The organism is Candidatus Tisiphia endosymbiont of Nemotelus uliginosus (assembly GCF_964264755.1).
GTDB lineage: Bacteria > Pseudomonadota > Alphaproteobacteria > Rickettsiales > Rickettsiaceae > Tisiphia.
The window spans coordinates 164,595-189,341 of record NZ_OZ183481.1 but is presented as its reverse complement, the minus strand read 5'-3'; the positions used below and the strand labels follow the sequence as shown (position 1 = coordinate 189,341).

Here is a 24,747-nt window from a genome sequence, read left to right as displayed (position 1 = left end):
CGGTATAGTATGCAATTCCTTGCTTTATGTCAAATAATCTAATTCAAACCACCTATTAGAGTATATGATGCCTTTTCCCCATGGTAACTAAAGGATGAATAGAGGCAAGATGGTTAAATATTTTTTCCTTAGTAACTGCCTCATCATATCTTGACTGTATCCTAATCCAAAAACTATCTGATAAGCTGAAATACTTTGCCAATAACAGAGCAGTTTCAGTACTAATATTTCTTTGTTTGTTTACAATCTCTGTTATTCTATTAATTGGGACTTCAATATCTTTAGCTAATCTATAAGCCGAAATACCAAAAGGTTCCAGGAATTCAGTCTTAAGTATTTCGCCAGGGTGTACCGGATTAATTTTATACATATAAGTTACCTTTTATTTATGATAATCGTGAATACTCACCAAGTTATGTCAAATTCTCGGCTATATCTATAAATATAACAGATTTTTTTGCTCCACTAATAGCTGTTTTCATTATTTTTATAATATTGCTTATTTTTTCATCCCCTAACTCATCAAATTATAGAGAGGTACTTTAAACTAACTCACCTTACGCATGACATTTAAAAGTCATATAGAAAATAGCTTGGCGTCATTGCGAGAAGCTACTTTAGTAGCGACGAAGCAATCTAATGAATGTGGATTGCCACGACCACGTAGTGGTCTCGCAATGACAGAAAACCTATCTAAAACCCTCTTTACCTTCTAACTTTCAACAGTTGTGGGGTTTATGCATAAGGTGAGTAAACTAAGTTAGCTCTAAAGCGGCTTCTTCTAGCGTATTAATTTGATCTCGTATTTTTGCTGCCTGTTCAAATTCCAAATTACTAGCTTTTGAGTACATTTCTTTTTTTAATTTATTGATATGAGCTTTTAATTTTACTGGATTATCCAATAATATATGAGCTTGTTTTTTATTACCTAACTTACTATCCAGTTTTTCTAATTTAATTAGTGCATGGATATGATTATTAATTGTTTGGGGTATTATAGAATGCTGTCTATTATATTCTTCTTGAATTTTTCTTCTCCTATATGTCTCGCTTACTGCCTTGTCAATAGAGTTGGTAATACGATCTGCATAGAGTATTACCCTTCCTTGACTATTCCTTGCAGCTCTACCAATAGTTTGAATTAACGAAACTTCCGAGCGTAAAAAGCCTTCTTTATCAGCATCGAGTATGGCAACAAGTCCACATTCCGGAATATCTAAACCTTCTCGTAATAGATTAACACCAACAATAATATCTATAGTACCTTGGCGTAAATCTTTGATGATTTCAATACGCTCAAGAGTATGAATATTAGAGTGCAAATATGATACTTTATACCCTAGTTCTTGGAGATAATTTGTTAAATCTTCTGACATTTTTTTAGTTAATGTTATCGCTAAGATACGAAATCCTTTATTTATTGTCGATTGAATTTCGCTTAGCAAATCTTCAACTTGGTTAGTTGCTGGTTTTATAATACATTCTGGGTCAAGTAACCCTGTGGGTCTGATGATTTGCTCAACCATAACCCCTGCTGTTTCGTCCAATTCAAAAGATCCCGGTGTAGCTGAAACAAAAACCGTTTGAGGTCTAAAATCTTGCCATTCCTCAAATTTTAATGGTCTATTATCTAAGGCTGACGGAAGACGAAACCCATGTTCCACTAGTACGGTTTTTCTAGCCCTATCACCATTATACATTGCTCTAATTTGTGGAACAGATACGTGACTTTCATCAACAAATAATAAGGCATCTTTAGGTAAATATTCAAATAGGGTTGGTGGTGGCTGTCCATTTGCTTTACCAGTTAGAAACCGAGAATAATTTTCAATACCTTTACAACTGCCAGTCTCCATCATCATTTCCATATCATATTGGGTACGTTGATTTAACCTTTGAGCTTCTACTAACTTACCATGTGTATTAAGAAATTCTAAACGTCGTTGTAACTCCTCTTCAATTTGTGATATGGCGTTTTGTACTACTTCTTTAGGTGTTACAAAGTGCGATTTAGCATAAATCACAGCTTGCTCCAATTTAGCTAATTTTTCACCTGTAAGCGGATCAAATTCGCTGATATATTCCAGTTTATTATCAAAAAATGACAATCGCCAAGCTTTATCGTTATAATGTACTGGGAATATATCAATATTATCACCTTTTACCCTAAACGTACCACGCTCAAATCCCACATCATTACGCTTATATTGTAAGCTTACTAGGTCACTGAGCAATTTATCTCTAGCATAAATTTCCCCAGACTTAAGGCTTATAGTCATCTGATAATAAAGACCCGGTGAACCAAGACCATAAATACAAGAAACAGAAGATACAACAATTACATCCCTACGTTCTAAAAGAGACCTAGTAGCAGAATGTCTTAATAAATCTATCTGTTCATTTATCGAAGAATCTTTTTCTATATAAGTATCGGTTTTTGCAATATATGCTTCGGGTTGGAAATAATCATAATATGATACAAAATATTCAACGGCATTATTTGGAAAAATCGCCTTCATTTCTGAATAAATTTGGGCAGCTAACGTTTTATTATGAGCCATAATAAGTGACGGTCGACCGGTTCTCTCAATAATATTTGCCATAGTAAAGGTTTTACCGGAACCAGTAATGCCAAAAAGTATTTGTGAAGGCAATCTCGATTCAAGCCCCTTAATGATTTCATTAATTGCTTTTGGCTGATCGCCAGCTGGACTATATTTAGATACTATCGAAAAATTATTTATCATTAATTTGTAACTTGCTAGTTTGTTATTATATGTAGATAATAGTTTTACAATCAATTAAATAGGATAACTTTTATGAAAAACATATTTGTCACGGTCATTATTTATACATTAACACATTGCCCCTATTGCACTAAGGCCAAAAAGCTACTTAATCAAAAAAATATATCTTACGAAGAAATAATCGTAGATAATTATAATGAGAGGCAAAGATTAGAACTACAGCATAAAGCTAGTGGACAACGTACATTACCACAAATATTCATTAATAGTAAGCATATTGGTGGGTGCGACGCTCTTTATGAACTTGAAAAAGCAGGTAAACTAGATGAATTAGTGAAGTAATACCAGTAAATAAATTTTTTGATGATAATAAAATGTATCATGTTGATTTGCAGTTAGAGTTAGATGAGATCAAGGAAATTTATGAACAAGAAAAGACTGAGATAGAAGGGATTACTGTTTAGTGATAATTATACGAAACAGTTGAGATTTAATCCTACATATTTCAAGAAAATTATATTTATTAGTAGCAAAATAGCTAGAATTAGGTTACTTTAGAAACCTTGAAATAATCTAAACCATTGTAAATAATACTTAATAGAAGGTATAAAATGCTAGAAAATAATTCAGAACAAGAAGATGTATGGCGTAATGAATTAGGGGAAACATATGAAGAACAGGAGAGTCGTTTAGATCGTGAAGAATCTGTTAGAAAACGCAATGCCATTATATTTGTTTTTATTCCTATGTTAATTGGATTTCTAACATTTACTTATTTTTTCCTTAATTCAATAGAAGAAAAGAACAAATTGATGAAGCAACAGCAATCAACAACTATCAATAATACTCAAGATACAAAGAAAGAAAATAATTGAATTATATATTTAGACTTACCTAGGTTCTGTGAGTACCACTCAACCGTGAGTGTTCACGGTTTTTTTACTGTTTTTTCTTAACAAACTTGTGGCGAAGACTCTATTTTGGTCACCTAAAAATCCAATTTTGTAGCCCGTCTTTAAAGGTTTTTCACCATCGTTTCCTGGTATAGTCAATTCAAGAGAATTTGGGGCTAGGAACGATGGAGCGACGCCTATAAGTAATAGGCGAGCATTGAACGACAACGTTCCCAACTTCTCATCAATTGACTATAATAACCTCTGGGCTGTATATACGTCTATTAGTGAGACCACGCAAGTAGGTCGTGGTAATCCACATTTATTAATTATTTGCGAATTTCCATTGACTAAAATAGATTGTGGTAATATAATGCCGACTTAGTTTTGTTAAATTTTAGTTTAGGATATTTTTCATGTTCGCAATCGTCAAAGCAGGCGGAAAGCAGTATAAAGTCGGCAAAAACAGTGTAATCAAAATAGAAAAAATTGACGGCGAGAGAGGTGCAAAAATTCAACTTGATCAGGTGTTGATGATTGGTGAAGATTTCAAGCCATCTTTTATAGGTACGCCAATGGTTCAAGGAGCTCTTGTTACTGCTGAAATTACTAACCAATTTAAAGATAATAAGGTTATTGTTTTTAAGAAAAAACGTCGCCAGAATTATCGTCGTAAGAATGGTCATAGGCAGGAATTAACTGAACTGAAAATATTAGACATTACTAAATTATAACGGGATTTATTAAGGGTATTATAGATGGCAACCAAAAAAGCTGGTGGTAGTTCTAGAAATGGTAGAGACTCAGCCGGTCGTAGATTAGGTGTTAAAAAATATGATGGGCAATATGTCATATCAGGTAATATAATTGTTAGGCAACGTGGTACTAAATTTTATCCAGGCAAAAATGTTGGGCTTGGAAGAGATCATACGTTATTTGCCTTGGTTGCAGGTAAAGTAGAATTCTCTACTAGGAGAACCCATAAAATAGTTAATGTGGTATGATATAGATTCCTACTTTCGCGGGAATGACACTAATCAGATTTTATGTCAATAATAGTTCAGAAATTCGGCGGAACTTCCGTTGCTAATATTGCAAGGATAAAAGAAATCATTCCAATTATTAAGTGGGAAAAGCAGCATGGCAATCAACTAGTAATCGTAGTTTCGGCTATGGCTGGTGTTACCAATCAGCTAGTTACTTTATGCAATGAGGTTTCTAGTCTTAAGACTAGTTCACAACTGGCAGAATATGATGCTGCCCTTTGTAGTGGAGAGATGGTAACAGCCTCCTTACTTGCCCTTGAGCTACAACAACAAGGCATAGATGCAAGGTCTGTGCTAGCATGGCAATTACCAATCTTAACCAATGATAATTATAGCAAAGCTTTGGTTGAGCAAATCTCTACTAGTTTATTAACAGAATGTATTAAACAAGATATAATCCCGGTAGTTGCTGGATTTCAGGGTATCAGTAATAATAATAGGTTGGCAACACTTGGTCGAGGAGGATCAGATACTACCGCCTCGTTAATTGCAGCTGCTATGCAAGCTGATAGATGTGATATATACACTGATGTAGAAGGGGTTTTTACTGCTGATCCACGAATTGTTCCTGGAGCAAAGAAATTATCACAGATTAGTTTTGAGGAAATGCTGGAATTTGCATCTTGTGGAGCGAAAGTGTTGCATCCACGCTCCTTAGAAGCGGCTATTAGATATAACGTACCCATACGCGTTTTATCGTCGTTCTCACTACCATTATACCATGAAGATAGTGGTACACTAATAGCATCTAGAGAAAAAATTATGGAAAATAAAAAAATTACCGGCATTACTTCCAACAAAAATTTATTAAAATTAGTAGTAAATTCCACTCAATTAAATTTTTCTAAGATATGCAACCTGATCACTAACCATAATATTCACCTAGAATTAATGGAAAATATTGAGGAATATCGACAATATAGCTTTATTATCCAATTATCCGATAAAAATAAATTACAGCATTTGCTAGATGATCTAAAGAATGCTAATCAGATAAATAATTTTATTATCGATAGCCAAATTTCTATAGTATCGATTATTGGTCACGGCATTAAAAATGACCACAATTTTCTTGATATGGTATTAACTGAACTGGAAAAACAAAATATATCAGTGAAAATGATACAAATTTCAGAAATTAAAATTTCTCTGCTAATAAAAGACCTTGATACTGAAAAAACTATACGTTGCTTGCATCAACTATTTGAGCTAGATAAATTAAATTAAGCAGGGTTATTATGTTTAATAGATACAAATTTGCAGAATTTATTGTAACTTTTTTCTATATAGGTAAAATAAAATATTGTCCTGGTACATTTGGCTCTCTGGCTGCTTTCCCTTTGTGCTACTGGATATTATATCTTTCTATGCAAGTAGAACTTATTAGTATCTTTATTATCGCTTTTTTGATTTGCCTGTTACTATTTATATTAGGCACATATTTTTCCTCAATATACATACACTATAGTAAGCGAGAGGATCCAAGAGAAGTGGTGATTGATGAGGTAGTGGGTCAAATGCTAACATTAATATTAAGCTTTCCTTCCGTTTTTTTTATGAATTATTCAGGAATTACAAAATATTTAAGTTTGCCTGTACTAAATTTTATCTTTTTATTGGCTTTACCTTTTGCTCTGTTCAGGTTCTTTGATATTATCAAACCATGGCCAATAAATTGGCTTGATGCCAATATTAAAGGTGGTATTGGCGTTATGGTAGATGATATTGCTGCAGCAGTTTTTGCTTCAGTTATGCATTATGCTATCACTTTTAGTCTAATAGATTGGTTTGGTTAAAGCATAAGAGTATACTCCACTGAATCGATTAATGGAGTGACCAATAACTTATAGCCATACTCTGTAATTAAGTAGTAAGTGTAATATTCGTGAACATTTTCTATAGTTATACTGGAATGATCTGAAGAGTTGGCTCCTGTTCCAAGCAAAATATCTGTTTTATTCTGATCAAATTTGAGATTTGTGGCTATTACTACAATTTTCATACCAATAAATTTATCATGTTGTATCTCCAGCTCAACTTTAATAATAGCATTTTTGGATAGATTATTAGATGCTACAACAATTAAACAGATGATAATCTGGGCTATATGGTCATTGATATCTATGCTATATAACCTTGTAAATATTAGTTCAATATTATGATTTTTTGATTTTAAAAAATCAGTAGCTAATCTATTAACTTCTACAATAGAAGTCTTGCTATCCTCAGAAGCTAGGGAATATAAATAACGATAAAACTGTAAATAGCGTATCAGCCTATTAGTACTATCCTGAATCAGTTTAATAGCTTTTTCTTGATATTCTATAGTTTTTATTAAGTCAATACTATTATCTATAACCCCTATTGTCCCTGCAAAATCGTGACATATTTTTTCATTTAAAGCTTGGCTCAGCCTTATTAAACTTGGGCTTATTGAATTTAACATAAACTGTATTTTTAATAAACTCGTTTAGCTGGCGGAATTGCCGCTACTTCATCTGTTAAAGTTGTAAGAGTTACCGGTTTATAATCTAGTTTGACATTACCTTGTTCGTCAATCCAAGCCAGTGTATGTTTCATCCACTCCTCGTCGTTACGTTCTAAATAATCTTCTCTAGAATGTGCTCCTCTGCTTTCCTTTCTATTGGCAGTAGAATGCATAGTAATTACTGCTTGGTCTAATAAATTAGCTAATTCTAGTGCTTCCACTAAATCACTATTCCATATTAACGATTTATCATTGATCTGAATATCAGCATATTCCTTTCGTGCCTGATCAATCAGCTCTATCCCTTGATCTAGAACTTCTTGAGTTCTGAATACTGCTGCGTGATTTTGCATAATTTTTTGCATTTTGAGTCTTAGATCAGCTACTGGTATTTCTCCTTTAGCATGACGTATACCGTCAAATCTGCTAATTATTTTATCCAATATTGATTGAGGTAGAACCTTATGTGGTTGACTCACTTTAACAATTTCAGCAGCTTTTTTTGCTGCCGCCCTACCAAATACCACTAAATCAAGCAAAGAGTTCGATCCTAATCGATTAGCTCCATGTACTGAAACGCAGGCAGCCTCACCAATCGACATTAATCCAGGAATAATTTTATGATGATTATCCTGATCTTTATCAATAACTTGCCCATGGTAATTTGTTGGTATTCCCCCCATATTATAATGTACTGTTGGTAATACCGGTATTGGCTGGGTGTTAACATTAACCCCAGCAAAAATCTTTGCCGTTTCGGAAATACCCGGTAAACGTTCGTGAAGAATTTCCGGCGACAAATGATCTAAATGTAGGAATACATGATCTTTATGCTCACCTACGCCTCTATTTTCTCTGATTTCCATGGTAATAGCTCTTGAAACCACATCTCTTGAAGCAAGGTCTTTAGCGGCTGGAGCATATCGTTCCATAAATCTTTCACCATTGGCATTTACTAAATAACCACCTTCTCCCCTAGCACCTTCTGTAATTAAGCAGCCAGACCCATATATACCAGTTGGATGGAATTGAACGAATTCCATATCCTGCAAGGCAATGGAGCTTCTTGCCACCATTCCCCCTCCATCACCGGTACAAGTATGAGCACTTGTGGCAGAAAAATAAGCCCTACCATATCCGCCAGTAGCTAATACTACTAAGTGAGAATGAAAACAATGTATTGTCCCGTCATCAAGATTCCAAGCAACTACCCCTACACATTCTCCATTATTCATTAACAAATCAATGGCAAAATATTCAATAAAAAATTGAGCTTTATTTTTTAAAGCCTGTTGGTATAAAGTATGTAATATGGCATGACCCGTACGATCTGCTGCAGCACAAGTTCTTTGGGCAGCTTGCCCCTTGCCATAATTTGTCGTCATACCACCAAAAGGACGCTGATAAATTTTACCTTCTTCTGTTCGTGAAAAAGGTACCCCATAATGTTCAAGCTCTAGTACCGCGGCAGCTGCATGTTTACACATATACTCAATCGCGTCTTGATCACCTAACCAATCAGAACCCTTTACGGTATCATACATATGCCAACGCCAATCATCTTGCCCCATATTACCAAGAGAGGCACTGATACCACCTTGTGCCGCTACAGTATGGCTTCTAGTGGGAAAAACCTTGCTAATACAAGCAGTACTCAACCCCTCTTTTGCCATACCAAAAGTTGCCCTAAGACCAGCTCCTCCAGCTCCAACTACCACTACATCAAATTGATGGTGGACAATATTATAAGATTTAGTAGACATTCATAAATTCCTTTTATTCCAAATAATACTCAAATAATTTTAACCTATAGCTAATCCGGCTAATATTATTCAGTCTATTAGCAAGGAGTAGCGAAACACGATTAAGCAATTACTTTCATGGATTGCCGCGTCGCCACTAAAGTGGCTCCTCGCAATGACGATTTATAAACCCAAGCGTCATTGCGAGGAGGCAAAAGCCGACGAAGCAATCCATTTAGCTATAGTATAGCATAAAATAATGCTACCACTAAGAATGCAATCGTTATAATACAAAATATTTGCAAAAATATAATTAACCCAATACGAAGCTTGATACAACTAATATAATCCTCAATTACCACTCGCATACCAAGCATGGCATGATAGAAGGTGGTAATAATCAATATGCCCAAAGGCACAATATTGTAAGGTTTCTGTAAAGTACCAACAAAATGAGTTAAGTCCTTGCCAATATTACATTTAATAAAAACTATTAGCCAAATAGAGCAAATTGCCAAAATAATAGCAGTGATTCTTTGATGTAACCAGTGACTAGAGCCACTTTTTGCCGAACCAACTCCTTTAGCTTTTGCTAAATCTGTCCTTAAATTAGTATTCATATAGAGACCATAAATTAAATTGACTATAACAACCAAAAAGCTAACGTCATAACTATTGAGGCTATTACAACAAACCAGCCTGTGAAGTTAATAGCTCTTATTGAAAAGCAACGCCCACTATCCCAAATTAAGTGACGCACCCCATTACATAAATGGTAAAACCAGGCAAAACTTATAAATATTGGAGGGATTTTAAATACTCTACATTTAAAGAACTGTAAATATTCAGGATTAAATTTGCTAAAAGATAATAAAATAAAACACCATATCAATAATGATAATGCAAAAAATAATCCTATCCCCGTCATACGATGCAAAATAGACAAAACAGAGCTTATCTGTTTTTTATATATCGTTAAATGAGGAGAAGTTGGTCTGCTATTATAAATTTCCTGCTTTGTTTTTGTCATATATTTTGTCATAAATTACATTCTATAAGTAAAACTTAATTGTCTATGGTACAAAAATGTCATCTCAATTTCAACTGTGATGCCATGCATGGATATATCCTATATATAGAATGAACAATAATAGGGAAACCCAAAATGAAATATAACATAATAGGAATAGATTTAGCAAAAAATATTTTTCATCTCCATGAAGCAATGATAATTTTTAGAGCATTAACCACTTCTGCAACTCTTTAGGTTAATTGAGTATATTTATATTCTAAAACATAACCACCTCATGAAAACTTTTGTTGACAAAATTGAGGAAGGTAGTACTATTGCTGTTTTTAATTTAAGATAGCAAAATTTTAAAAGTTGATTTATCACTTTTAAAGTTTTTTTTAAAGTTTTTGTTAAATAATATCAAAGGATAAATTTTATATGAAAGTTGTAAGTTCGTTAAAATCTCTAAAGAAAAGAGATAAAGATTGCCAGGTTGTAAAAAGAAAAGGTAAAATTCTTGTAATAAACAAGAAAATTAAAAGGTTTAAAGCTAAGCAAGGTTAGATAATTTAGAAATTTCATACGTTGTTGATTAAATTTCTAAGATTTAATTTTAGATGGAGGATCTTATGCAAAATACTAATTTGATAATCATTGCAGTAGGTCTACTTGTAGTATTTATTATATTCTTTGTTTATAAGAAGAGCAAAAATGCGTCTGCTAGTATGCTTATCAAGGATACTAATAATGCACAAGAGCTTAATGCACCATTTAATAAAGCAGATAATACCAAAAAGCTAACTCTAAAAGAAAAGGTTGAGCTATCGTGGAAGTTCTTATATGAAATTACAGAATCAATTGTTAATAAATTTTCTAAAGAGGATGTAGAATTAGTAAATCATCTTGGTCACACATTGTTAAATAACGGAATGAAGTATGAGCATGTAGTAGACCTTGGTATTAAGCAACAAGTTACATCAAGAGCTGCAAATATTGAACAACAAGCCCATTCTCAGTCCCAGAAATCTTTGGGTAAATAAGCATCGGTAATTTTGACAGCAAGATTAATTGTGAGCGTTCAGAGAAAAAAGTTAAAGTACAAGATTCCTATTAGTTATCGCAGGCAACCTCCTAGAAGCAATTTAACCTCACAACCGTCATTGCTTCGTCGACCTTACGGTCTCCTCGCAATGACGGTTTCTCAATTATTGTTTTCTTAAACTGATGCTTATGCACAATGACGCTTGGCTATCAGATTTTTTATTCATCATAAGAAAAAAAACCGTAAACACTCACATAGCTAAGTCTAAAGAACCTAAGAGCAAAATCAAACCGACATAATTGTTATTTTTAAATCTAGTAAGACAGTTTTGTGGGTCTGAAATTTCTAATGTTATTACCTGCCAAATCAGCATCATATAAGCACAAAGGATAGCTATATAGTTAAGGTGATGAGCTGCTATAATTTTAGCAATTATGAATAATATTATGAAAATGGTATAATAAACATATAGATGCAGTTTATAGTTTTTCTTTTCTAAAAATAATGGCATTGATTTGAGATTAATCTTTTTATCGTACTCTATGTCCATAAAGCCATAAATAATGTCATAACCAATAGTCCAAAAACAGCAGGCAATATACATAATAACAGCTTCTAGTGATATTTTATCGATTACTGCACTATTACCAATCAAGACTCCATTAAATGTTAGCCCTAGAAATATTTGTGGGAAAAAAGTAATTCTCTTCATTAGTGGATATAAAATGATCATGATGCAGGAGAAAAACCCTAAGTAAATGGCTGTTTTATTTAATGATAATAAAATGGTTAAGGAAATAATTGATAATATAATTAACAAAATCATCGCGTCACTTACTTTCAATGAGCCATTAGCCAAAGGTCTATTTTTTGTTCGTAACACATATTTATCAAAATCTTTGTCAAAAATATCGTTAAGAACGCTACCAGCTCCTCTGGTAACGACACTTCCGATAAAGAATAATAGTAATAATTTTACTAAATTATATATTGTAATATTGGTAAGAAGTACCCCAAAGCATGCTGAGAAGAATACTAACAGATATCCAGTAGGATTTTGCAGCCTCATTAAACTGAGACTTAGGAAAAATTTATTTGGCATTACTATTAATTATGATATATCTTGGTTTAATTTAATTATAATAGTCTTATTATGACGGAATTTCCAAAAGATTATAGCTTTAGTGAAAGCGAAAGAAAATGGCAAAAATTTTGGCAAGAACAAAAAATTTATCTTTGGGATAAAAATGAAACAAGGGAAAATAGTTTTGTAGTAGATACTCCACCACCAACAGTCTCAGGGCAACTGCATATAGGACATGTTTATAGTTATACCCAGGCTGATTTCATGGTTCGTTTCAAACGGATGCTAGGTAAAAATATTTTTTATCCAATCGGTTTTGATGATAATGGTTTACCTACCGAACGTTTAGTTGAAAAGCAAAAGCAGATAAAAGCAACAAATATGGCAAGAGAGCAATTTGTTGAAATATGTAAAGAAGTTGTTATTTCTGAAGAAGAAAAATTTCGTTCATTATTTAATCAAATGGCTTTATCGGTTGATTGGACTTTGGAGTATCAGACAATTAATCCATTATCACAAAAAATATCACAAATGTCATTTTTAGACTTAGTAAATAAAGGAGAAGTTTACCGCAATAATCAACCAATATTGTGGGATCCAGTTGATCAAACGGCTTTAGCACAAGCTGATATCGAAGACCAAGAAAAAACTTCAATGATGAATGATGTAATTTTTCAGACCAGTAAGGGCGAGAGGATTATTATTGCTACTACTAGACCAGAATTGTTACCAGCTTGCGTTGCGGTATTTTATAACCCAAATGATGATAGATACAAACATTTGCAAGGTCAATTTGCCATAACACCGCTATTTGATGTTAAAGTACCTATTTTAGCAGATGATTTAGTTCAAATAGATAAAGGAACCGGGCTTGTTATGTGTTGTACTTTTGGTGACGTAACCGACATAACTTGGTGGAGAGTTCATAATTTACCTATAAAAATTATTATAGATAAAAAAGGTATCATAGATTTATCAGACGAATTATCAAATTCCTCTTCTTATAATCAGATAAATGGCTTAAAAATAAAAGATGCTAGAAGTAAAATTATAGAAATCTTAAAAGAGAAAAATTTATTAGTTAAACAAGTAGAAATCACTCAAACAGTAAAATGTGCTGAACGTTCAGGAGCTCCACTAGAGATACTTACCATACCGCAATGGTTTGTTCACACGATAAAACATAAAGATGTTTTAATGCAACGAGCGAATGAAATTAATTGGCACCCCAAAAATATGAAAATTAGGCTTGAGAACTGGATAAATGGTTTATCATGGGATTGGTGTATAAGTCGTCAACGCTATTTTGGCGTGCCATTCCCTGTTTGGTATTCTAAACGAGTTGGAGAAGTAGGCAAAGCTATATTTCCAGATATAACACAACTGCCAGTAGACCCAACCAAAGATTTACCAATTAGCTATTCGCGAGAAGAGGTAGAGCCAGATTATGATGTTATGGATACTTGGGCTACTAGTGCAATCTCACCGCAATTAAGTAGTCACGGTATATCTGAAAAGTTTAACGTAGATGCTGAGCGTCACCACAAATTATTTCCAGCTGATTTGCGTCCACAAGCTCATGAAATTATTAGAACATGGGCTTTTTACACAGTACTTAAAACCCAATTGCATGAAAATACCCTACCTTGGAAAAACATTATGATTAGTGGGTGGTGCCTGGCATTCGATCGTAGCAAAATGTCAAAATCTAAAGGGAATATTATTGTACCACAAAAATTACTTGAGCAATATGGGGCTGATGTAATGCGTTATTGGACTTCTAAATCTAGGCTTGGAGCTGATACTGTTTACTCTGAAGAGGTAATGAAAAATGGGAAGAGACTTGTTAATAAATTATGGAATGCTTGCAAATTTGCGGCTATTCATTTTGACAAATTAGATCCATTAGATAAAAATGTCCAGATTCCTGATATAGAAAGCAAAATTTGTCACAAGTTTGACCAATGGTTAATAGTAAAACTAGTTGAGTTAGTAGATAAAGTTGAATCAGATATGCACAATTATGAATATACCGATGCTATGGAGTCAATAGAAAAGTTTTTTTGGTCAGTATTTTGTGATAATTATCTTGAAATCACTAAGACCCGAGCTTATAACATGGATGGCTCAGACAATAGAGGGCAGTATAGTGCTATAATCACTTTATATTATTCGATAAAAATTTTACTCAAATTATTAGCTCCTTTCTTACCGCATATAACAGAAGAAATTTGGCAAATATTATATAGTACAAAATCTATCCATAGTCGAGGTAATTGGTCTCAAATCAAAAATTTTTCTTTCCCGGTAGATCAAATTCAGCCTGATAGGCTTATTAAAATACTAGATTTGGTTAGAAAAGCTAAAGCAGAAAAGAATTTGTCAGTTAAAGCTAATATTAAGGTACTAGAAATTATAGGAGAAAAACTTCCTAATGACTTAACGATAGACCTTAAAAATGTTACATCTTCTCATAAAATAGAATTTGTTGAGGAATTTTCATCAACAAATCAAGTTTTAAAGAATGATGAAGTTGTAGTTAATATAATATACTGACAATAAATCATCGATGAAGAAGGTAATAAAAATAGGTACAAGAAGAAGTACTCTGGCTTTGATTCAGACAGGTTTAGTAATTGACCAAATTAAAATTCATTATCCACAGATAAATTATGAAATAGTCCCAATAGTTACCTCTGGCGATTTGATTAAGGATAAAAATCTGTATGATATAGGTGGGAAGGCTTTATTCTTAAAAGAAATAGAAGCTGCTCTTATAAATGAAGAAATTGATTTAGCTGTACATTCCTTTAAAGATGTACCTTGTAAATTACCGTCAGAATTGATGATATGTGCTGTACTTGAGAGAGAAGATGCACGAGACGTATTTGTCTGCTTGAACTATAAATCAATAGAAGAATTGCCTTTTGCCAGTATAGTTGGTACATCCTCAGTACGTAGAAAAATCCTAATACAAAGAAAAAGACCTGATTTACAAATTGTTACTTTTAGAGGAAATGTTGATTCAAGAATAAAAAAATTAATGCAAGGTGATGTTGATGCGACCATTCTCGCTTATAGTGGTTTGAAAAGATTGGGGCTATTTGATGAAAAATATTGCCACTTAATAGATATAAAAGAGATGTTGCCATCTGTAGGGCAGGGAGTTATAGCGGTAGAGATAAGGAAAAATGATAACAAAATGCAGGAGATATGTAATAAAATTAACCATCTTGAAACATGGGAACTAATGAAGGCGGGAAGAGCATTTTTAGAATATCTAGATGCAGATTGTAAAACCCCTATAGCTGCTTATTCAACATACGTATACTCAAATGATTTGAGTATACGTGATAAGGTTATTCATACGGAGTTTATGCTTGCCAATTTTGATGGCAGTAAAATAGTTTTTCATAGCGAAACTTCCGATTCAAAAGATGCTAAAAATTCTGGCATAAAAGCTTCCAAGAATATGATATCTTGAGTCTAAGACACTGTTTTGCTTTTAAGAATTGAATAGACCTCTTGCACAATTTTACTTCTGCATTATTATTTCATTTTTTTCTATTTTACTTCTTAGTGGTAGCCTATTTGTGTATTATAATATTCCTTAAATATAAAATATCTTACTAATTATGGTACAATTTGTTACCTTATCAGGTCTTTCAGAATATGAAGATACGGTAAAATTAATGGAAGATAAGGTTACTAGTTTAATTAATAAATCCTCGAAAGAGGTTGTTTATTTAGTTGAGTATAAGGATATCTATACCGCAGGTACTAGTTTTAAGGCAAATGAATTGCTAGACCCTGGAGATATACCAGTAATTTATACTAATAGGGGAGGAAAATTTACCTACCATGGTAGCGGACAAAGAGTTATATATCCTATTCTTGATTTAGCATCAGAATGGAGACAAAAAGATTTAAAGCTATATATTAAATTATTGGAAGAATGGATTATAAATAGCCTGTTATATTTTGGAATCAAAGCTTTTACTATTAATGGTATGGTAGGAATATGGGTAAAAGAAAACGATGTACCGGCAAAGATTGCCTCAATAGGCGTTAGGATTAGGAAATGGATTGCATATCATGGTATTGCTGTAAATATTTCAACAAATCTTGATATGTTCTCCGGAATTATTGCTTGTGGGTTAAGGGATGTACCGGTAACCTCGTTAAAGAAACTTGGTGTTGATATAACATTAGAGCAATTTGATGAAGTTATTAAGGATAAATTTTTTGAGATTCTAGATAGAAAATGAAAATATTAAGTGTACTATTATGAGTTCAATTTATCACATACTCGATAAGGTTCCTGCTATCTATCCTGAAGATATGAAGATAGAATATGAACAATTAGCTCAGCAATTAATCAAATCGGGTAAACTTAGAATAGATACCGATAATAGTTGTAATTTTGCAAGATTTTCTGATCCCAAATTCAATATTAGTTTGATGGTAAGTAAAGAGGAAATAACAGAACCAAATTTAATTGAACAAACTAATCAGTTATTTAGGGTATGTCGTCACGAGATTGTGATTGCATAATTTTATGTGATTTGTTATTATAATTGTAGTAATAAAAATAGGCGATAAGAAGCAATGAGTTTAGCACATAGAAGACATGATATAAGCGATGAGCTTTGGAATAAGATAGAAAGTAATTTACCTGGTCAGAAAGGTTGTTGGGGAGGTATTGCAAGAGACAATAGAACTTTTATAAATGCAGTGATGTGGATATTTAGAACGGGAGCTCCATGGAGAGATTTGCCTCCTGATTATGGCAATTGGAAGAATGTACACAGAAGATTCTGTAGATGGCGTGATAATGGGATATGGGAGAATTTGCTAAATATTTTTATAAATGCTCCTGATTTTGAATGGTTAATGATAGATTCTACATTTGTAAAAACTCACAAAGCAGGACTTGGAGCGAAAGGCGGGAATCAAACGGTTAGTCGCACAAAAGGGGGCTCAATACAAAGGTACATATGGCCGTGGATGCGTATGGTATGCCGGTCAGAATTATTGTTACAGAAGGTTCCAGAAATGATTGTACTCAAGCTTGTGAGTTAATCCAGAATATGGAGGCACAACATCTTATGGCTGATAAAGCTTACGATACAAACGCCATAATAGAATCGGCTGTGAATGCAAACATAATTCCTGTAATACCATCAAAAAGAAACAGGAAGATTCAAAGAGAGATAGATAAATATCTATATAAGCTAAGGCACATTATTGAAAATACATTTCAAAAATTTAAAGAATGGCGTGGTATAGCAACAAGATATGCTAAAAATACAAAATCATACATGGCGGGTCTTTGTTTAAGGGCTTTACTAATGTGGGCTCAAATCTCGTGACGACATACCCTAGGTCTTTATATAAATCTTCTCTATCTGATAAGAAACTGGCATCGATTTATACAGATTTGAAAAAACAAATCCAAAAGTTACAGCCAGTTAACCCATTAGTTACTGAAAGATTAACAAGGATTTTTGTTCAGTCAGCCCATCCTATAGTTATTAGGTGGTTATTGCATGATAAGGTTCAAGTATTTATTACTTACTCCCATAATATTGGCGATATGATGGATATAGTTGATTGGCAACGTTCTGGCTCCAATAGTGGTATGCAAAGTACTGACGGCAAGAATGTTGCAGTCTTTGTGTCCTGTGGTGGTAATCCATTTGCTGAAAATGACAAAACTCATCCAACTTATGGTGATGGATGGGCAGCAGTTGCTAGGTTACAAATTATAGCTGGGCAAGAACTCGGGCATTTTGCTGATATTAAAAGAGATGCGAGTGGTCGTCAAATAAGTCGTCATTCAGCAAATTTCTCTGGAACAAAAGCAACGCCTCACGTAAAACAGGCGAGGCAGGATGATATTATTAATTGTAATAAATTATTAGCCAATCTTCTTTCTATGGGAATGAGGCAAATGATTACTTATGAAGAAAAGGTAGAATTTTATAATAAGAATAAGGTACATGGCATAAGGGTTTATTGGGCAAGATTACTTGGATTGATTTATAAACAGAAATTTTTATTTTCTGTTCATAGGAGAAAATTACTTTTTATTAAGAGGTTCGCAAAAGAACAATATATGGGACTGATGATTAGAGCTATGATCGAAGATATGAAGTTTAATTTGGCACCAGTCGCAGATGTTTATAAGAGTAGCGACCCTGAAGTCGAAGAAACAATTGCTTGTATAGAAGCTCTAGCCAGAGTACCACAACAGGTGATGAAATGGGGATATTTAACAACTATGGAAACAATGAAAGGATTATATAAAGTATATTACTCTGAAGTTATACCCTCTTTAATTTCTAATTATGGATCAATGACTAAGCAAAGCTACAAACGCGATATGTCAAAGCCACGATCTATAGCGAATTTTTTTCATAAAATAAACATATTTAGAGAAAAAAAGTTAGTATTTAAACAAGTCAGGGAAATATAATGGTGAGCTTTCACAAAAAAAAGTTAAAGTACAAAACGTCATTGCGAGAAGCTACTTTAGTAGCGACGAAGCAATCTATTTTTGGTTAGTTTTTTGGATTGCCGCGTCGCTGCAAAGCAGCTTCTCGCTAATAGACGTTTGGCGAGCAGATTTTTTATTCATCATAAGAAAATAGCAAAAAAACCGTGAACACTCACTAACTTTCTGGCAATAATATTTCTCTTTTACCAGTGTGGTTAGGAGGGGATATTACCCCATTTTGTTCCATTTTCTCCACAAGAGTAGCAGCTCGATTATAACCAATTCGTAAACATCTTTGTATATAGCTAATTGATACTTTTCGTTCTAATTGTACTATTTGTACCGCTCTTTTATATAGAGTCTCGTCACTAGTTGAATCATCTCCAGAACTTTCAACATTTACTTCATCATCATCTAGTTGTTGGGTCACTGCTGAAAGATACTCAGGAGTTCCTGTTGCTCTTAAATATTCGGTTACTTTCTCTACCTCTTTATCATCAACAAATGGACCATGAACCCTGGTAATCTTTGACGAATTACCCATATAAAGCATGTCTCCCATACCGAGTAACTGTTCAGAGCCTTGTTCACCAAGAATAGTTCTACTATCAATCTTAGAAGTTACTTTAAAACTGATACGACTTGGAAAATTAGCTTTAATTACCCCAGTAATAACATCAACAGAAGGTCTTTGGGTTGCCATGATAATATGAATACCTGCAGCTCTTGCCATTTGAGCAAGACGTTGTATCGATAATTCGATATCCTTGCCAGCTACCAGCATCAAATCAGCCATTTCATCAACAATTACTACAATGAACGGTAATTTCTCCATATTCATTTCAATTGTTTCATAAATAGGCTTGCCGGTTTCTGAATCAAATCCTGTTTGGATAGAACGCTCTAATATTTTACCGCTTGACGCAGCTTCCAAAATTTTAGCATTATAACCAGCTATATTTCTTACCCCAATATTTGACATTGCTCTATAACGATTTTCCATCTCTTTTACTGCCCATTTAAGGGCTACTACCGCTTTGTTTGGTTCGGTAACCACTGGGGTTAGAAGATGTGGTATGCCATCATAGGTTGATAATTCAAGCATTTTAGGATCGATCATTATTAACCGACATTCTTCTGGGGTATAACGGTAAAGTAGGGAAATTATCATCGCATTAATTGCCACTGATTTACCTGAACCAGTCGTACCTGCAACTAATAAATGGGGCATTTTTGCTAAGTCTGCAACAAAAGGCTTGCCAGCTAAATCCTTACCTAAAATCAATGGTAGCATAATGCTATTATCTTGATATTCTGGTGTTTCAATTAATTCTCTTAGACAAAAGAAAGCTCGTTGTTTATTTGGTAATTCAATACCTAAGACGTTTCTACCCGGTATTACAGCTATTCTAGTTGATATTGCAGATAATGATCTGGCAATATCGTCTGATAAACCTATAATCCTAGAAGATTTAGTACCGGCAGCTGGTTCAAATTCATATAAGGTGACAACCGGACCTTGATTAATATTAATGACCTGACCTTTAACACCAAAATCATTAAGAACAGTCAACAATATTTGGGCATTATGTTGTAATTCTGATGAAGTTTCCACTTTTATATTTTGGCTATCAGCTTGTTTTAATAATTCGATAGGTGGTAAGTCTGGTAATTGGTTATTTTCTTTTCTTGATGCAGATTGTTTCTTTAAATAATGAGATTGTGGATCATTATTTTTCCCCAAAGATACATCCATTTTGTCAGCATATGAAGCTTCTTCTTGATTAACAAAAGGAGCCCTTTTTATCAAAACTGGTTTAGTTGAGTTGCTATTTGTTGATGTTGTAGGTAAGGATATAATTTTTTTATAAGGTATTAGTTTGAGTGATTTAATTATAGCATTCCAAAAAGCTGAAAATTTTATTTCTGCCAGTAAAAATAATAAAATAAACGTGACAATAATTAAAGCATAATCGGCTCTAGCATCTAATTGTTTGACTAGTGGGTAAATAATAGTACCGACTGTTCCGCCGGCACCAGCCGGTAAATAATCAATTTTTATCTTAGTGCAGACTATCGATAATGATATAATTGAAAGCAGCATCACCATTATCCGGATGGTAACCCATTTTTTCTCTAAACGCCACACACTCAAAGACCAAAAAAAGCAACAAATGGGTAAAATAAACGACGCTATACCAAAAAATTGGTAAAAAATATCTGCCAAATAACAACCAAAATAACCTAATAAATTACTTGGATATTTGGCTGTCACAGAATTAAAGGAAGGATCGTCTGGATTATAAGTTACTAGTAATAAAGTAGTAAAGCAGCCTACCAACATTAATAGAGCAGACCGCACTCTATTATTAGTAAGAATCCTGTTGATGTAGTATAACACAAAAATTGCCTAAAAAAATGAACCACTTTGGTCGTTGCCTAAGATCCTCAAAGAACCTAGTATATATAAATGGAATCCATATATCTGCATAATAGACTCAGACAGGAATGTTTCCTAATAGTAAAAATTATAGTCCCAGGGCAATACGTTAAGCTCACGAACCAAGTAGCTCGTCTATTACACTCTTCTGTTTTAAAAAGTGTTTTTTAAGTAAATATTCCAAGTATTTTACGATAATATCACTTTCCAATCTTTCGTGCAAGTTCTTCTAAATATCCTGCTATAGTACTTAATGTTTCTGCAAATTTTTCTTCTTCACAAGGTATTTTATCACCATCGATTTTAGCAATTTTATTAGTCAAATTTTGTACTTGTTCCTGTAAACTTAAGGCGGACATAACTAATAATAGTTCAAATGATGCTGATGGGCTAGCCTTTTTTATCTGGGTAATATTTTCATTTAACTTGGCTGCAAGATTGCACAATTCTTCTTCCGATCCGTCACTACATGCCAGTTGGAAAGTTTTGCTACCTAGTATTATTGTTACTATAGACATCTATATTATGTGTTTTTATGTTTTATTTCTTCCAGTTCAGCAATATATACAGCTATTTGCTCAAGTATTTTTGTATAATTATCCTTGAGATATTTATTTTCATCTTTCAGTCTATTAATTTCTTGATGCTGTTCTGCAATATCCGACAAAAGACCTTCAATCCCTTGATCCACTTCTTGCATTAATTTAAGTAACAAATCAGTATTTATTGTCATTCATATGGTAATATTAAGTGAAAAATTATTGGAATTATTATTAATGTTAAAATAGAAATTATAATGAGCTGTTTTTTCCATTTATAATCAGATACCATTGAACCAGCCCTATTTTTGAAATCAATATCTTTAGGGGGTTCCTGCTCATCTTCCTCACCTGTATCCAAAACTATCCCTAAATAATTTGAATATAACTTAAGATAACCTTTCACATAAACTTCCGCTGGCATTGAATTTAGGTCTCCTTCTTCAAGAGCTTCTAAATATTGCTTTCTAATTTTCAAATAATCAGATATCTCTTCAAGAGTTTTGCCAGACTCTATTCTTGCTTGTTTTAGGGATGACGACATAACACGCTACTCAAGTTTACGCAAGAAGGTTTCAAACTTCTTATTTGCTAAAATTAAAATATTTAAGTCAATATTTTCCTGCAATCTAATTGCTTTGACAAAATCTAGGAAAATAGACGCAGAATCTATATTATTATCAATCCATAAATCTAAATCAATATTTACTTTGGATTTGTTAATTATTTTAGTTAATAATTGTCTTTGTTTATCATACAAGTCATCTTTTAATGATTGCGTTGATAATCTATTCCAATAAGAATCATTTAGCTGTTTATCACAAGATTTACGAAGCCAATCAATACTAAATTTGCTACCAGTAGCAAAATATAAACTAGCAACATCATTATTTGTAGCCTGGGTTCTTTTGGCAATATAGATTATGTCAAAAACTGACACTAAGCTATCGAGAGTTGCGACCCTTTGAGCTATCTCGTCTTTCACTCCCAACAAAACATATTGCTTAACTTTATCATCGAATTTATTTTTAGCTTCTCCTAAGAGAAATTTACTCACCACTTTGCTAAGCATTCTAGATGGTTGATAAAATTCATCAATGGTATCGCTAATATTGATAGGATGTTTTATATGCTTTAAAAACCAGGAGATGCCTCTACGCATAATTTTAGCAAGTTCAGTAAACATGTCAATTTTAACTTTATATTCTATAGCATTTAGAGATTCCACTATAGTCCATAAATTATCTAAATCAAAAATTTCACAAATAATGGTATATGAACGAACTATATCACAAAGAGCAGCACCAGTGTCACGTTTTATAAGATTAAGTGATGGACCACCTAACTGATTAATAATTTTATTTGTTACAACGGTTCGAATAATTTCATGCTTAAGTGGATGAGATAAAATTTCTTCACGAAATTTCTCTTGCATTAATGCTGGAAAGTAATTAATCAGATAAGACTCAAAATATTTATCTTTTGAGAATGTTGCTGTTATTAAATCATGATAGGCTGAGCGTTTACTATAAGAAAGTAATACACAAAGCTCAGGACGAGTTATACTTTCATTATTAAGAGCCCTTCTATTTAACTCTTCCCTAGTTGGTAGGAACTCAACAGTTCGATCAATTAATTTTTCTTCTTCTAAAGTATCAATAAATTGGCTAAATATTTCGATAGTCGAAATACGAGATAATTGCATGATATTAATCGCTTGATTCTGCTTATAATTATCAACTAATACCAACTCTTCAACTTGTTTGGTCATAGCAAACAGTAGTTTATTACGTTCTTCTAAACTGATTTTTTTAGAAACCATAGCTTGATTAAGAGCGATTTTTATATTTACTTCATGATCTGAACAATCAACACCAGCTGAATTATCAATAAAATCAGTATTTATCTGTCCACCGAGCTTGCTATATTCTATTCTACCTTGTTGCGATACGCCAATATTTCCACCTTCCCCTATTACTTTAGCTCTAATATCTTTACCATTGACTCTCAGATTATCATTTGCCTTATCACCTATATCTAGGTGACTTTCTGTCGAAGCTTTTATATAGGTTCCTATACCACCATTCCATATCAAATCAACTTCTGCTTGTAAAATAGCTCTAATCAGCTGTTCTGGGGTTAGTTGGTCAACATCTATCTTTAGCAATGATTTAGCTTCTGCCGATAACAAAATAGATTTACTACTTCGTTCAAAAACCCCGCCACCTTTTGAAATTAACTGTTGATTATAGTCAGACCAATTTGATGCAGGTAACTCAAACAATCTCATACGTTCATTAAAACTAATAATCGGATCGGGTTGTGGATCAATAAATATATGTTTATGATTAAATGCCGCAACAAGTTTTATTGCATTAGACCTAAGCATAGCATTACCAAAGACGTCTCCAGACATATCACCAATACCAACAACAGTAATAGGATCCTTTTGTATATCAAGACCCATAGCATAGAAATGACTTGCTACAGAAATCCACGCTCCTTTTGAAGTAATAGCCATTTTCTTATGGTCATAACCGGCTGATCCCCCGGAAGCAAAAGCATCACCTAACCAAAAATTATATTCAGCAGATATACTATTCGCATGATCTGAGAACGTTGCTGTACCTTTATCTGCTGCAACTACTAAATATGGATCTTCCTGATCATAGATAATAGTGTTTTGTGGTTGGACAATTTTGCCATTAACTATATTATCAGTGATATCAAGTAAACCACGGAGAAAATTCTTATAACATTCTATAACTCTTGCCATATATTCTTGACGAGTCATATTATCATCAGTGAAATTAACGAAAAACCCACCTTTTGAGCCGTCAAAAGGCACAATGACCGAATTTTTGGTACTTTGTGCTTTCATTAGCCCTAATACTTCTATTCTATAATCCTCTCCTCTATCAGACCATCTAATACCACCACGAGATACTTTGCCACCTCGTAAATGAATAGCTTCAAAATCATTAGCATAAACAAATATTTCAGCAAATGGCACTGGCAAAGGTAAATTAGGAACTTTTTTTGAATCAAATTTAAAAGAAAAATAATTTTTACAGACTATATTATGTTTGTTATCTCCATTCTGTAAATTATAGTCAATTGATGAGAAGTTGGGGACGTTGTCGCTCGTCGCTCGCCTATTACTTATAGGCGTCGCTCCATCGCTCCTAGCCCCAAATTCTCCTGAATTGACTATA

The 24,747-nt window shown here is 33.3% G+C and carries 23 protein-coding genes and 3 pseudogenes; 14 read left to right on the top strand and 12 right to left on the bottom strand.

The features are described from left to right. Positions 1 to 55 precede the first annotated feature (55 nt). Both ACFELW_RS00995 and uvrB read right to left on the bottom strand, forming a co-directional pair. Positions 56 to 370 (bottom strand): HigA family addiction module antitoxin, encoded by a 315-nt coding sequence (locus tag ACFELW_RS00995; RefSeq protein ID WP_094649416.1) that lies wholly within the window; start codon positions 368 to 370, stop codon positions 56 to 58. A gap of 385 nt (positions 371 to 755) precedes the next feature. Then, positions 756 to 2,744, bottom strand: coding sequence for an excinuclease ABC subunit UvrB (uvrB, locus tag ACFELW_RS00990; protein ID WP_375330481.1), 1,989 nt, complete (start codon positions 2,742 to 2,744; stop codon positions 756 to 758). A 75-nt stretch (positions 2,745 to 2,819) separates the two neighbouring features. Between uvrB and grxC the strand changes: the two genes are divergently transcribed. From grxC to ACFELW_RS00955, 6 genes are all read left to right on the top strand, one after another. After that, positions 2,820 to 3,089 (top strand): glutaredoxin 3, encoded by a 270-nt coding sequence (gene grxC, locus ACFELW_RS00985; RefSeq protein WP_094649417.1) that lies wholly within the window; start codon positions 2,820 to 2,822, stop codon positions 3,087 to 3,089. Between the two features lie 269 nt (positions 3,090 to 3,358). Continuing rightward, a complete protein-coding gene (locus ACFELW_RS00980) occupies positions 3,359 to 3,622 on the top strand; it encodes a hypothetical protein (RefSeq protein ID WP_341759645.1) in 264 nt (87 codons plus the stop codon). 434 nt (positions 3,623 to 4,056) lie between these two features. Beyond that, complete coding sequence (gene rplU / locus ACFELW_RS00970; RefSeq protein ID WP_341759644.1) at positions 4,057 to 4,374, top strand: 50S ribosomal protein L21; 318 nt, start codon at positions 4,057 to 4,059, stop codon at positions 4,372 to 4,374. Positions 4,375 to 4,398: 24 nt separating this feature from the next. Next, complete coding sequence (gene rpmA, locus ACFELW_RS00965; protein ID WP_341750792.1) at positions 4,399 to 4,644, top strand: 50S ribosomal protein L27; 246 nt, start codon at positions 4,399 to 4,401, stop codon at positions 4,642 to 4,644. A 42-nt stretch (positions 4,645 to 4,686) separates the two neighbouring features. Then, on the top strand, positions 4,687 to 5,913 hold the full coding sequence (locus ACFELW_RS00960) for an aspartate kinase (protein WP_375330158.1): 1,227 nt from the start codon (positions 4,687 to 4,689) through the stop codon (positions 5,911 to 5,913). Positions 5,914 to 5,924: 11 nt separating this feature from the next. Beyond that, positions 5,925 to 6,482: a phosphatidylglycerophosphatase A gene (locus tag ACFELW_RS00955; RefSeq protein WP_341749176.1), complete on the top strand. Its 558-nt coding sequence runs from the start codon at positions 5,925 to 5,927 to the stop codon at positions 6,480 to 6,482. Here the strand turns inward: ACFELW_RS00955 and ACFELW_RS00950 are convergent. The 4 genes from ACFELW_RS00950 to sdhC form a co-directional block, all read right to left on the bottom strand. Then, positions 6,479 to 7,132: a histidine phosphotransferase family protein gene (locus ACFELW_RS00950; RefSeq protein WP_375330157.1), complete on the bottom strand. Its 654-nt coding sequence runs from the start codon at positions 7,130 to 7,132 to the stop codon at positions 6,479 to 6,481. The genes ACFELW_RS00955 and ACFELW_RS00950 overlap by 4 nt on opposite strands. A gap of 11 nt (positions 7,133 to 7,143) precedes the next feature. Further along, positions 7,144 to 8,937, bottom strand: a complete 1,794-nt coding sequence (gene sdhA, locus ACFELW_RS00945) for a succinate dehydrogenase flavoprotein subunit (protein WP_375330156.1) — start codon at positions 8,935 to 8,937, stop codon at positions 7,144 to 7,146. Between the two features lie 218 nt (positions 8,938 to 9,155). After that, positions 9,156 to 9,536, bottom strand: a complete 381-nt coding sequence (sdhD, locus tag ACFELW_RS00940) for a succinate dehydrogenase, hydrophobic membrane anchor protein (RefSeq protein ID WP_094649480.1) — start codon at positions 9,534 to 9,536, stop codon at positions 9,156 to 9,158. Positions 9,537 to 9,559: 23 nt separating this feature from the next. Next, a complete protein-coding gene (gene sdhC, locus ACFELW_RS00935; RefSeq protein WP_375330479.1) occupies positions 9,560 to 9,946 on the bottom strand; it encodes a succinate dehydrogenase, cytochrome b556 subunit in 387 nt (128 codons plus the stop codon). 420 nt (positions 9,947 to 10,366) lie between these two features. Between sdhC and ykgO the strand changes: the two genes are divergently transcribed. Together ykgO and ACFELW_RS00925 are read left to right on the top strand one after the other, a co-directional pair. After that, positions 10,367 to 10,492 carry a type B 50S ribosomal protein L36 gene (gene ykgO, locus ACFELW_RS00930; RefSeq protein WP_094648811.1) on the top strand — a complete coding sequence of 42 codons (126 nt, stop codon included), beginning with the start codon at positions 10,367 to 10,369 and terminating at the stop codon, positions 10,490 to 10,492. A gap of 65 nt (positions 10,493 to 10,557) precedes the next feature. Next, entirely contained in the window at positions 10,558 to 10,968 is a 411-nt protein-coding gene (locus ACFELW_RS00925; RefSeq protein WP_375330155.1) for a DUF2660 domain-containing protein, read from the top strand. A 252-nt stretch (positions 10,969 to 11,220) separates the two neighbouring features. Here the strand turns inward: ACFELW_RS00925 and ubiA are convergent, their stop codons facing one another. Continuing rightward, complete coding sequence (ubiA, locus tag ACFELW_RS00920; protein ID WP_375330478.1) at positions 11,221 to 12,078, bottom strand: 4-hydroxybenzoate octaprenyltransferase; 858 nt, start codon at positions 12,076 to 12,078, stop codon at positions 11,221 to 11,223. A gap of 45 nt (positions 12,079 to 12,123) precedes the next feature. Between ubiA and ACFELW_RS00915 the strand changes: the two genes are divergently transcribed. The 6 genes and pseudogenes from ACFELW_RS00915 to ACFELW_RS00890 form a co-directional block, all read left to right on the top strand. Then, positions 12,124 to 14,610, top strand: coding sequence for a valine--tRNA ligase (locus ACFELW_RS00915; protein WP_375330154.1), 2,487 nt, complete (start codon positions 12,124 to 12,126; stop codon positions 14,608 to 14,610). A 13-nt stretch (positions 14,611 to 14,623) separates the two neighbouring features. After that, entirely contained in the window at positions 14,624 to 15,538 is a 915-nt protein-coding gene (gene hemC / locus ACFELW_RS00910; protein ID WP_375330153.1) for a hydroxymethylbilane synthase, read from the top strand. 151 nt (positions 15,539 to 15,689) lie between these two features. Further along, a complete protein-coding gene (gene lipB, locus ACFELW_RS00905; RefSeq protein WP_375330152.1) occupies positions 15,690 to 16,322 on the top strand; it encodes a lipoyl(octanoyl) transferase LipB in 633 nt (210 codons plus the stop codon). Positions 16,323 to 16,341: 19 nt separating this feature from the next. After that, positions 16,342 to 16,578 (top strand): annotated as a pseudogene (locus ACFELW_RS00900) (DUF2748 family protein); the annotation flags it as partial. A gap of 84 nt (positions 16,579 to 16,662) precedes the next feature. After that, a protein-coding gene (locus ACFELW_RS00895) for an IS5 family transposase (protein ID WP_375329687.1) occupies positions 16,663 to 17,426 on the top strand; the annotation gives its coding sequence in 2 pieces (ribosomal slippage) (positions 16,663 to 17,020 and positions 17,020 to 17,426; 765 coding nt in all). An 11-nt stretch (positions 17,427 to 17,437) separates the two neighbouring features. Beyond that, positions 17,438 to 18,532: pseudogene (locus ACFELW_RS00890) on the top strand (DUF2748 family protein); the annotation flags it as partial. Between the two features lie 196 nt (positions 18,533 to 18,728). Here ACFELW_RS00890 and ACFELW_RS00885 read toward each other — a convergent pair. From ACFELW_RS00885 to ACFELW_RS00865, 5 genes and pseudogenes are all read right to left on the bottom strand, one after another. After that, positions 18,729 to 20,954, bottom strand: a complete 2,226-nt coding sequence (locus ACFELW_RS00885; RefSeq protein ID WP_375330151.1) for a DNA translocase FtsK — start codon at positions 20,952 to 20,954, stop codon at positions 18,729 to 18,731. A 239-nt stretch (positions 20,955 to 21,193) separates the two neighbouring features. Next, complete coding sequence (locus tag ACFELW_RS00880; RefSeq protein ID WP_094649410.1) at positions 21,194 to 21,511, bottom strand: cell division protein ZapA; 318 nt, start codon at positions 21,509 to 21,511, stop codon at positions 21,194 to 21,196. Positions 21,512 to 21,516: 5 nt separating this feature from the next. Then, positions 21,517 to 21,726, bottom strand: a complete 210-nt coding sequence (locus tag ACFELW_RS00875; RefSeq protein ID WP_094649411.1) for a hypothetical protein — start codon at positions 21,724 to 21,726, stop codon at positions 21,517 to 21,519. Beyond that, positions 21,723 to 22,076: a helix-turn-helix domain-containing protein gene (locus ACFELW_RS00870; protein ID WP_375330150.1), complete on the bottom strand. Its 354-nt coding sequence runs from the start codon at positions 22,074 to 22,076 to the stop codon at positions 21,723 to 21,725. The genes ACFELW_RS00875 and ACFELW_RS00870 overlap by 4 nt, the downstream gene beginning before the upstream one ends. 6 nt (positions 22,077 to 22,082) lie before the next feature. Beyond that, positions 22,083 to 24,602: pseudogene (locus ACFELW_RS00865) on the bottom strand (NAD-glutamate dehydrogenase domain-containing protein); the annotation flags it as partial. Positions 24,603 to 24,747 lie beyond the last annotated feature (145 nt).

Excerpts from the sequence above, each read along its gene's own strand:
- ACFELW_RS00880 (WP_094649410.1), bottom strand. The coding sequence starts at position 21,511 with ATGTCTATAGTAACAATAATACTAGGTAGCAAAACTTTCCAACTGGCA.
- rplU (WP_341759644.1), top strand. The coding sequence starts at position 4,057 with ATGTTCGCAATCGTCAAAGCAGGCGGAAAGCAGTATAAAGTCGGCAAA.
- hemC (WP_375330153.1), top strand. The coding sequence starts at position 14,624 with ATGAAGAAGGTAATAAAAATAGGTACAAGAAGAAGTACTCTGGCTTTG.
- rpmA (WP_341750792.1), top strand. The coding sequence starts at position 4,399 with ATGGCAACCAAAAAAGCTGGTGGTAGTTCTAGAAATGGTAGAGACTCA.
- ACFELW_RS00915 (WP_375330154.1), top strand. The coding sequence starts at position 12,124 with ATGACGGAATTTCCAAAAGATTATAGCTTTAGTGAAAGCGAAAGAAAA.
- ACFELW_RS00925 (WP_375330155.1), top strand. The coding sequence starts at position 10,558 with ATGCAAAATACTAATTTGATAATCATTGCAGTAGGTCTACTTGTAGTA.
- ACFELW_RS00955 (WP_341749176.1), top strand. The coding sequence starts at position 5,925 with ATGTTTAATAGATACAAATTTGCAGAATTTATTGTAACTTTTTTCTAT.
- ACFELW_RS00870 (WP_375330150.1), bottom strand. The coding sequence starts at position 22,076 with ATGTCGTCATCCCTAAAACAAGCAAGAATAGAGTCTGGCAAAACTCTT.
- ykgO (WP_094648811.1), top strand. The coding sequence starts at position 10,367 with ATGAAAGTTGTAAGTTCGTTAAAATCTCTAAAGAAAAGAGATAAAGAT.
- sdhA (WP_375330156.1), bottom strand. The coding sequence starts at position 8,937 with ATGTCTACTAAATCTTATAATATTGTCCACCATCAATTTGATGTAGTG.
- ACFELW_RS00980 (WP_341759645.1), top strand. The coding sequence starts at position 3,359 with ATGCTAGAAAATAATTCAGAACAAGAAGATGTATGGCGTAATGAATTA.
- ACFELW_RS00950 (WP_375330157.1), bottom strand. The coding sequence starts at position 7,132 with ATGTTAAATTCAATAAGCCCAAGTTTAATAAGGCTGAGCCAAGCTTTA.
- ACFELW_RS00875 (WP_094649411.1), bottom strand. The coding sequence starts at position 21,726 with ATGACAATAAATACTGATTTGTTACTTAAATTAATGCAAGAAGTGGAT.
- ACFELW_RS00960 (WP_375330158.1), top strand. The coding sequence starts at position 4,687 with ATGTCAATAATAGTTCAGAAATTCGGCGGAACTTCCGTTGCTAATATT.
- sdhC (WP_375330479.1), bottom strand. The coding sequence starts at position 9,946 with ATGACAAAAACAAAGCAGGAAATTTATAATAGCAGACCAACTTCTCCT.
- sdhD (WP_094649480.1), bottom strand. The coding sequence starts at position 9,536 with ATGAATACTAATTTAAGGACAGATTTAGCAAAAGCTAAAGGAGTTGGT.
- grxC (WP_094649417.1), top strand. The coding sequence starts at position 2,820 with ATGAAAAACATATTTGTCACGGTCATTATTTATACATTAACACATTGC.
- lipB (WP_375330152.1), top strand. The coding sequence starts at position 15,690 with ATGGTACAATTTGTTACCTTATCAGGTCTTTCAGAATATGAAGATACG.
- ACFELW_RS00995 (WP_094649416.1), bottom strand. The coding sequence starts at position 370 with ATGTATAAAATTAATCCGGTACACCCTGGCGAAATACTTAAGACTGAA.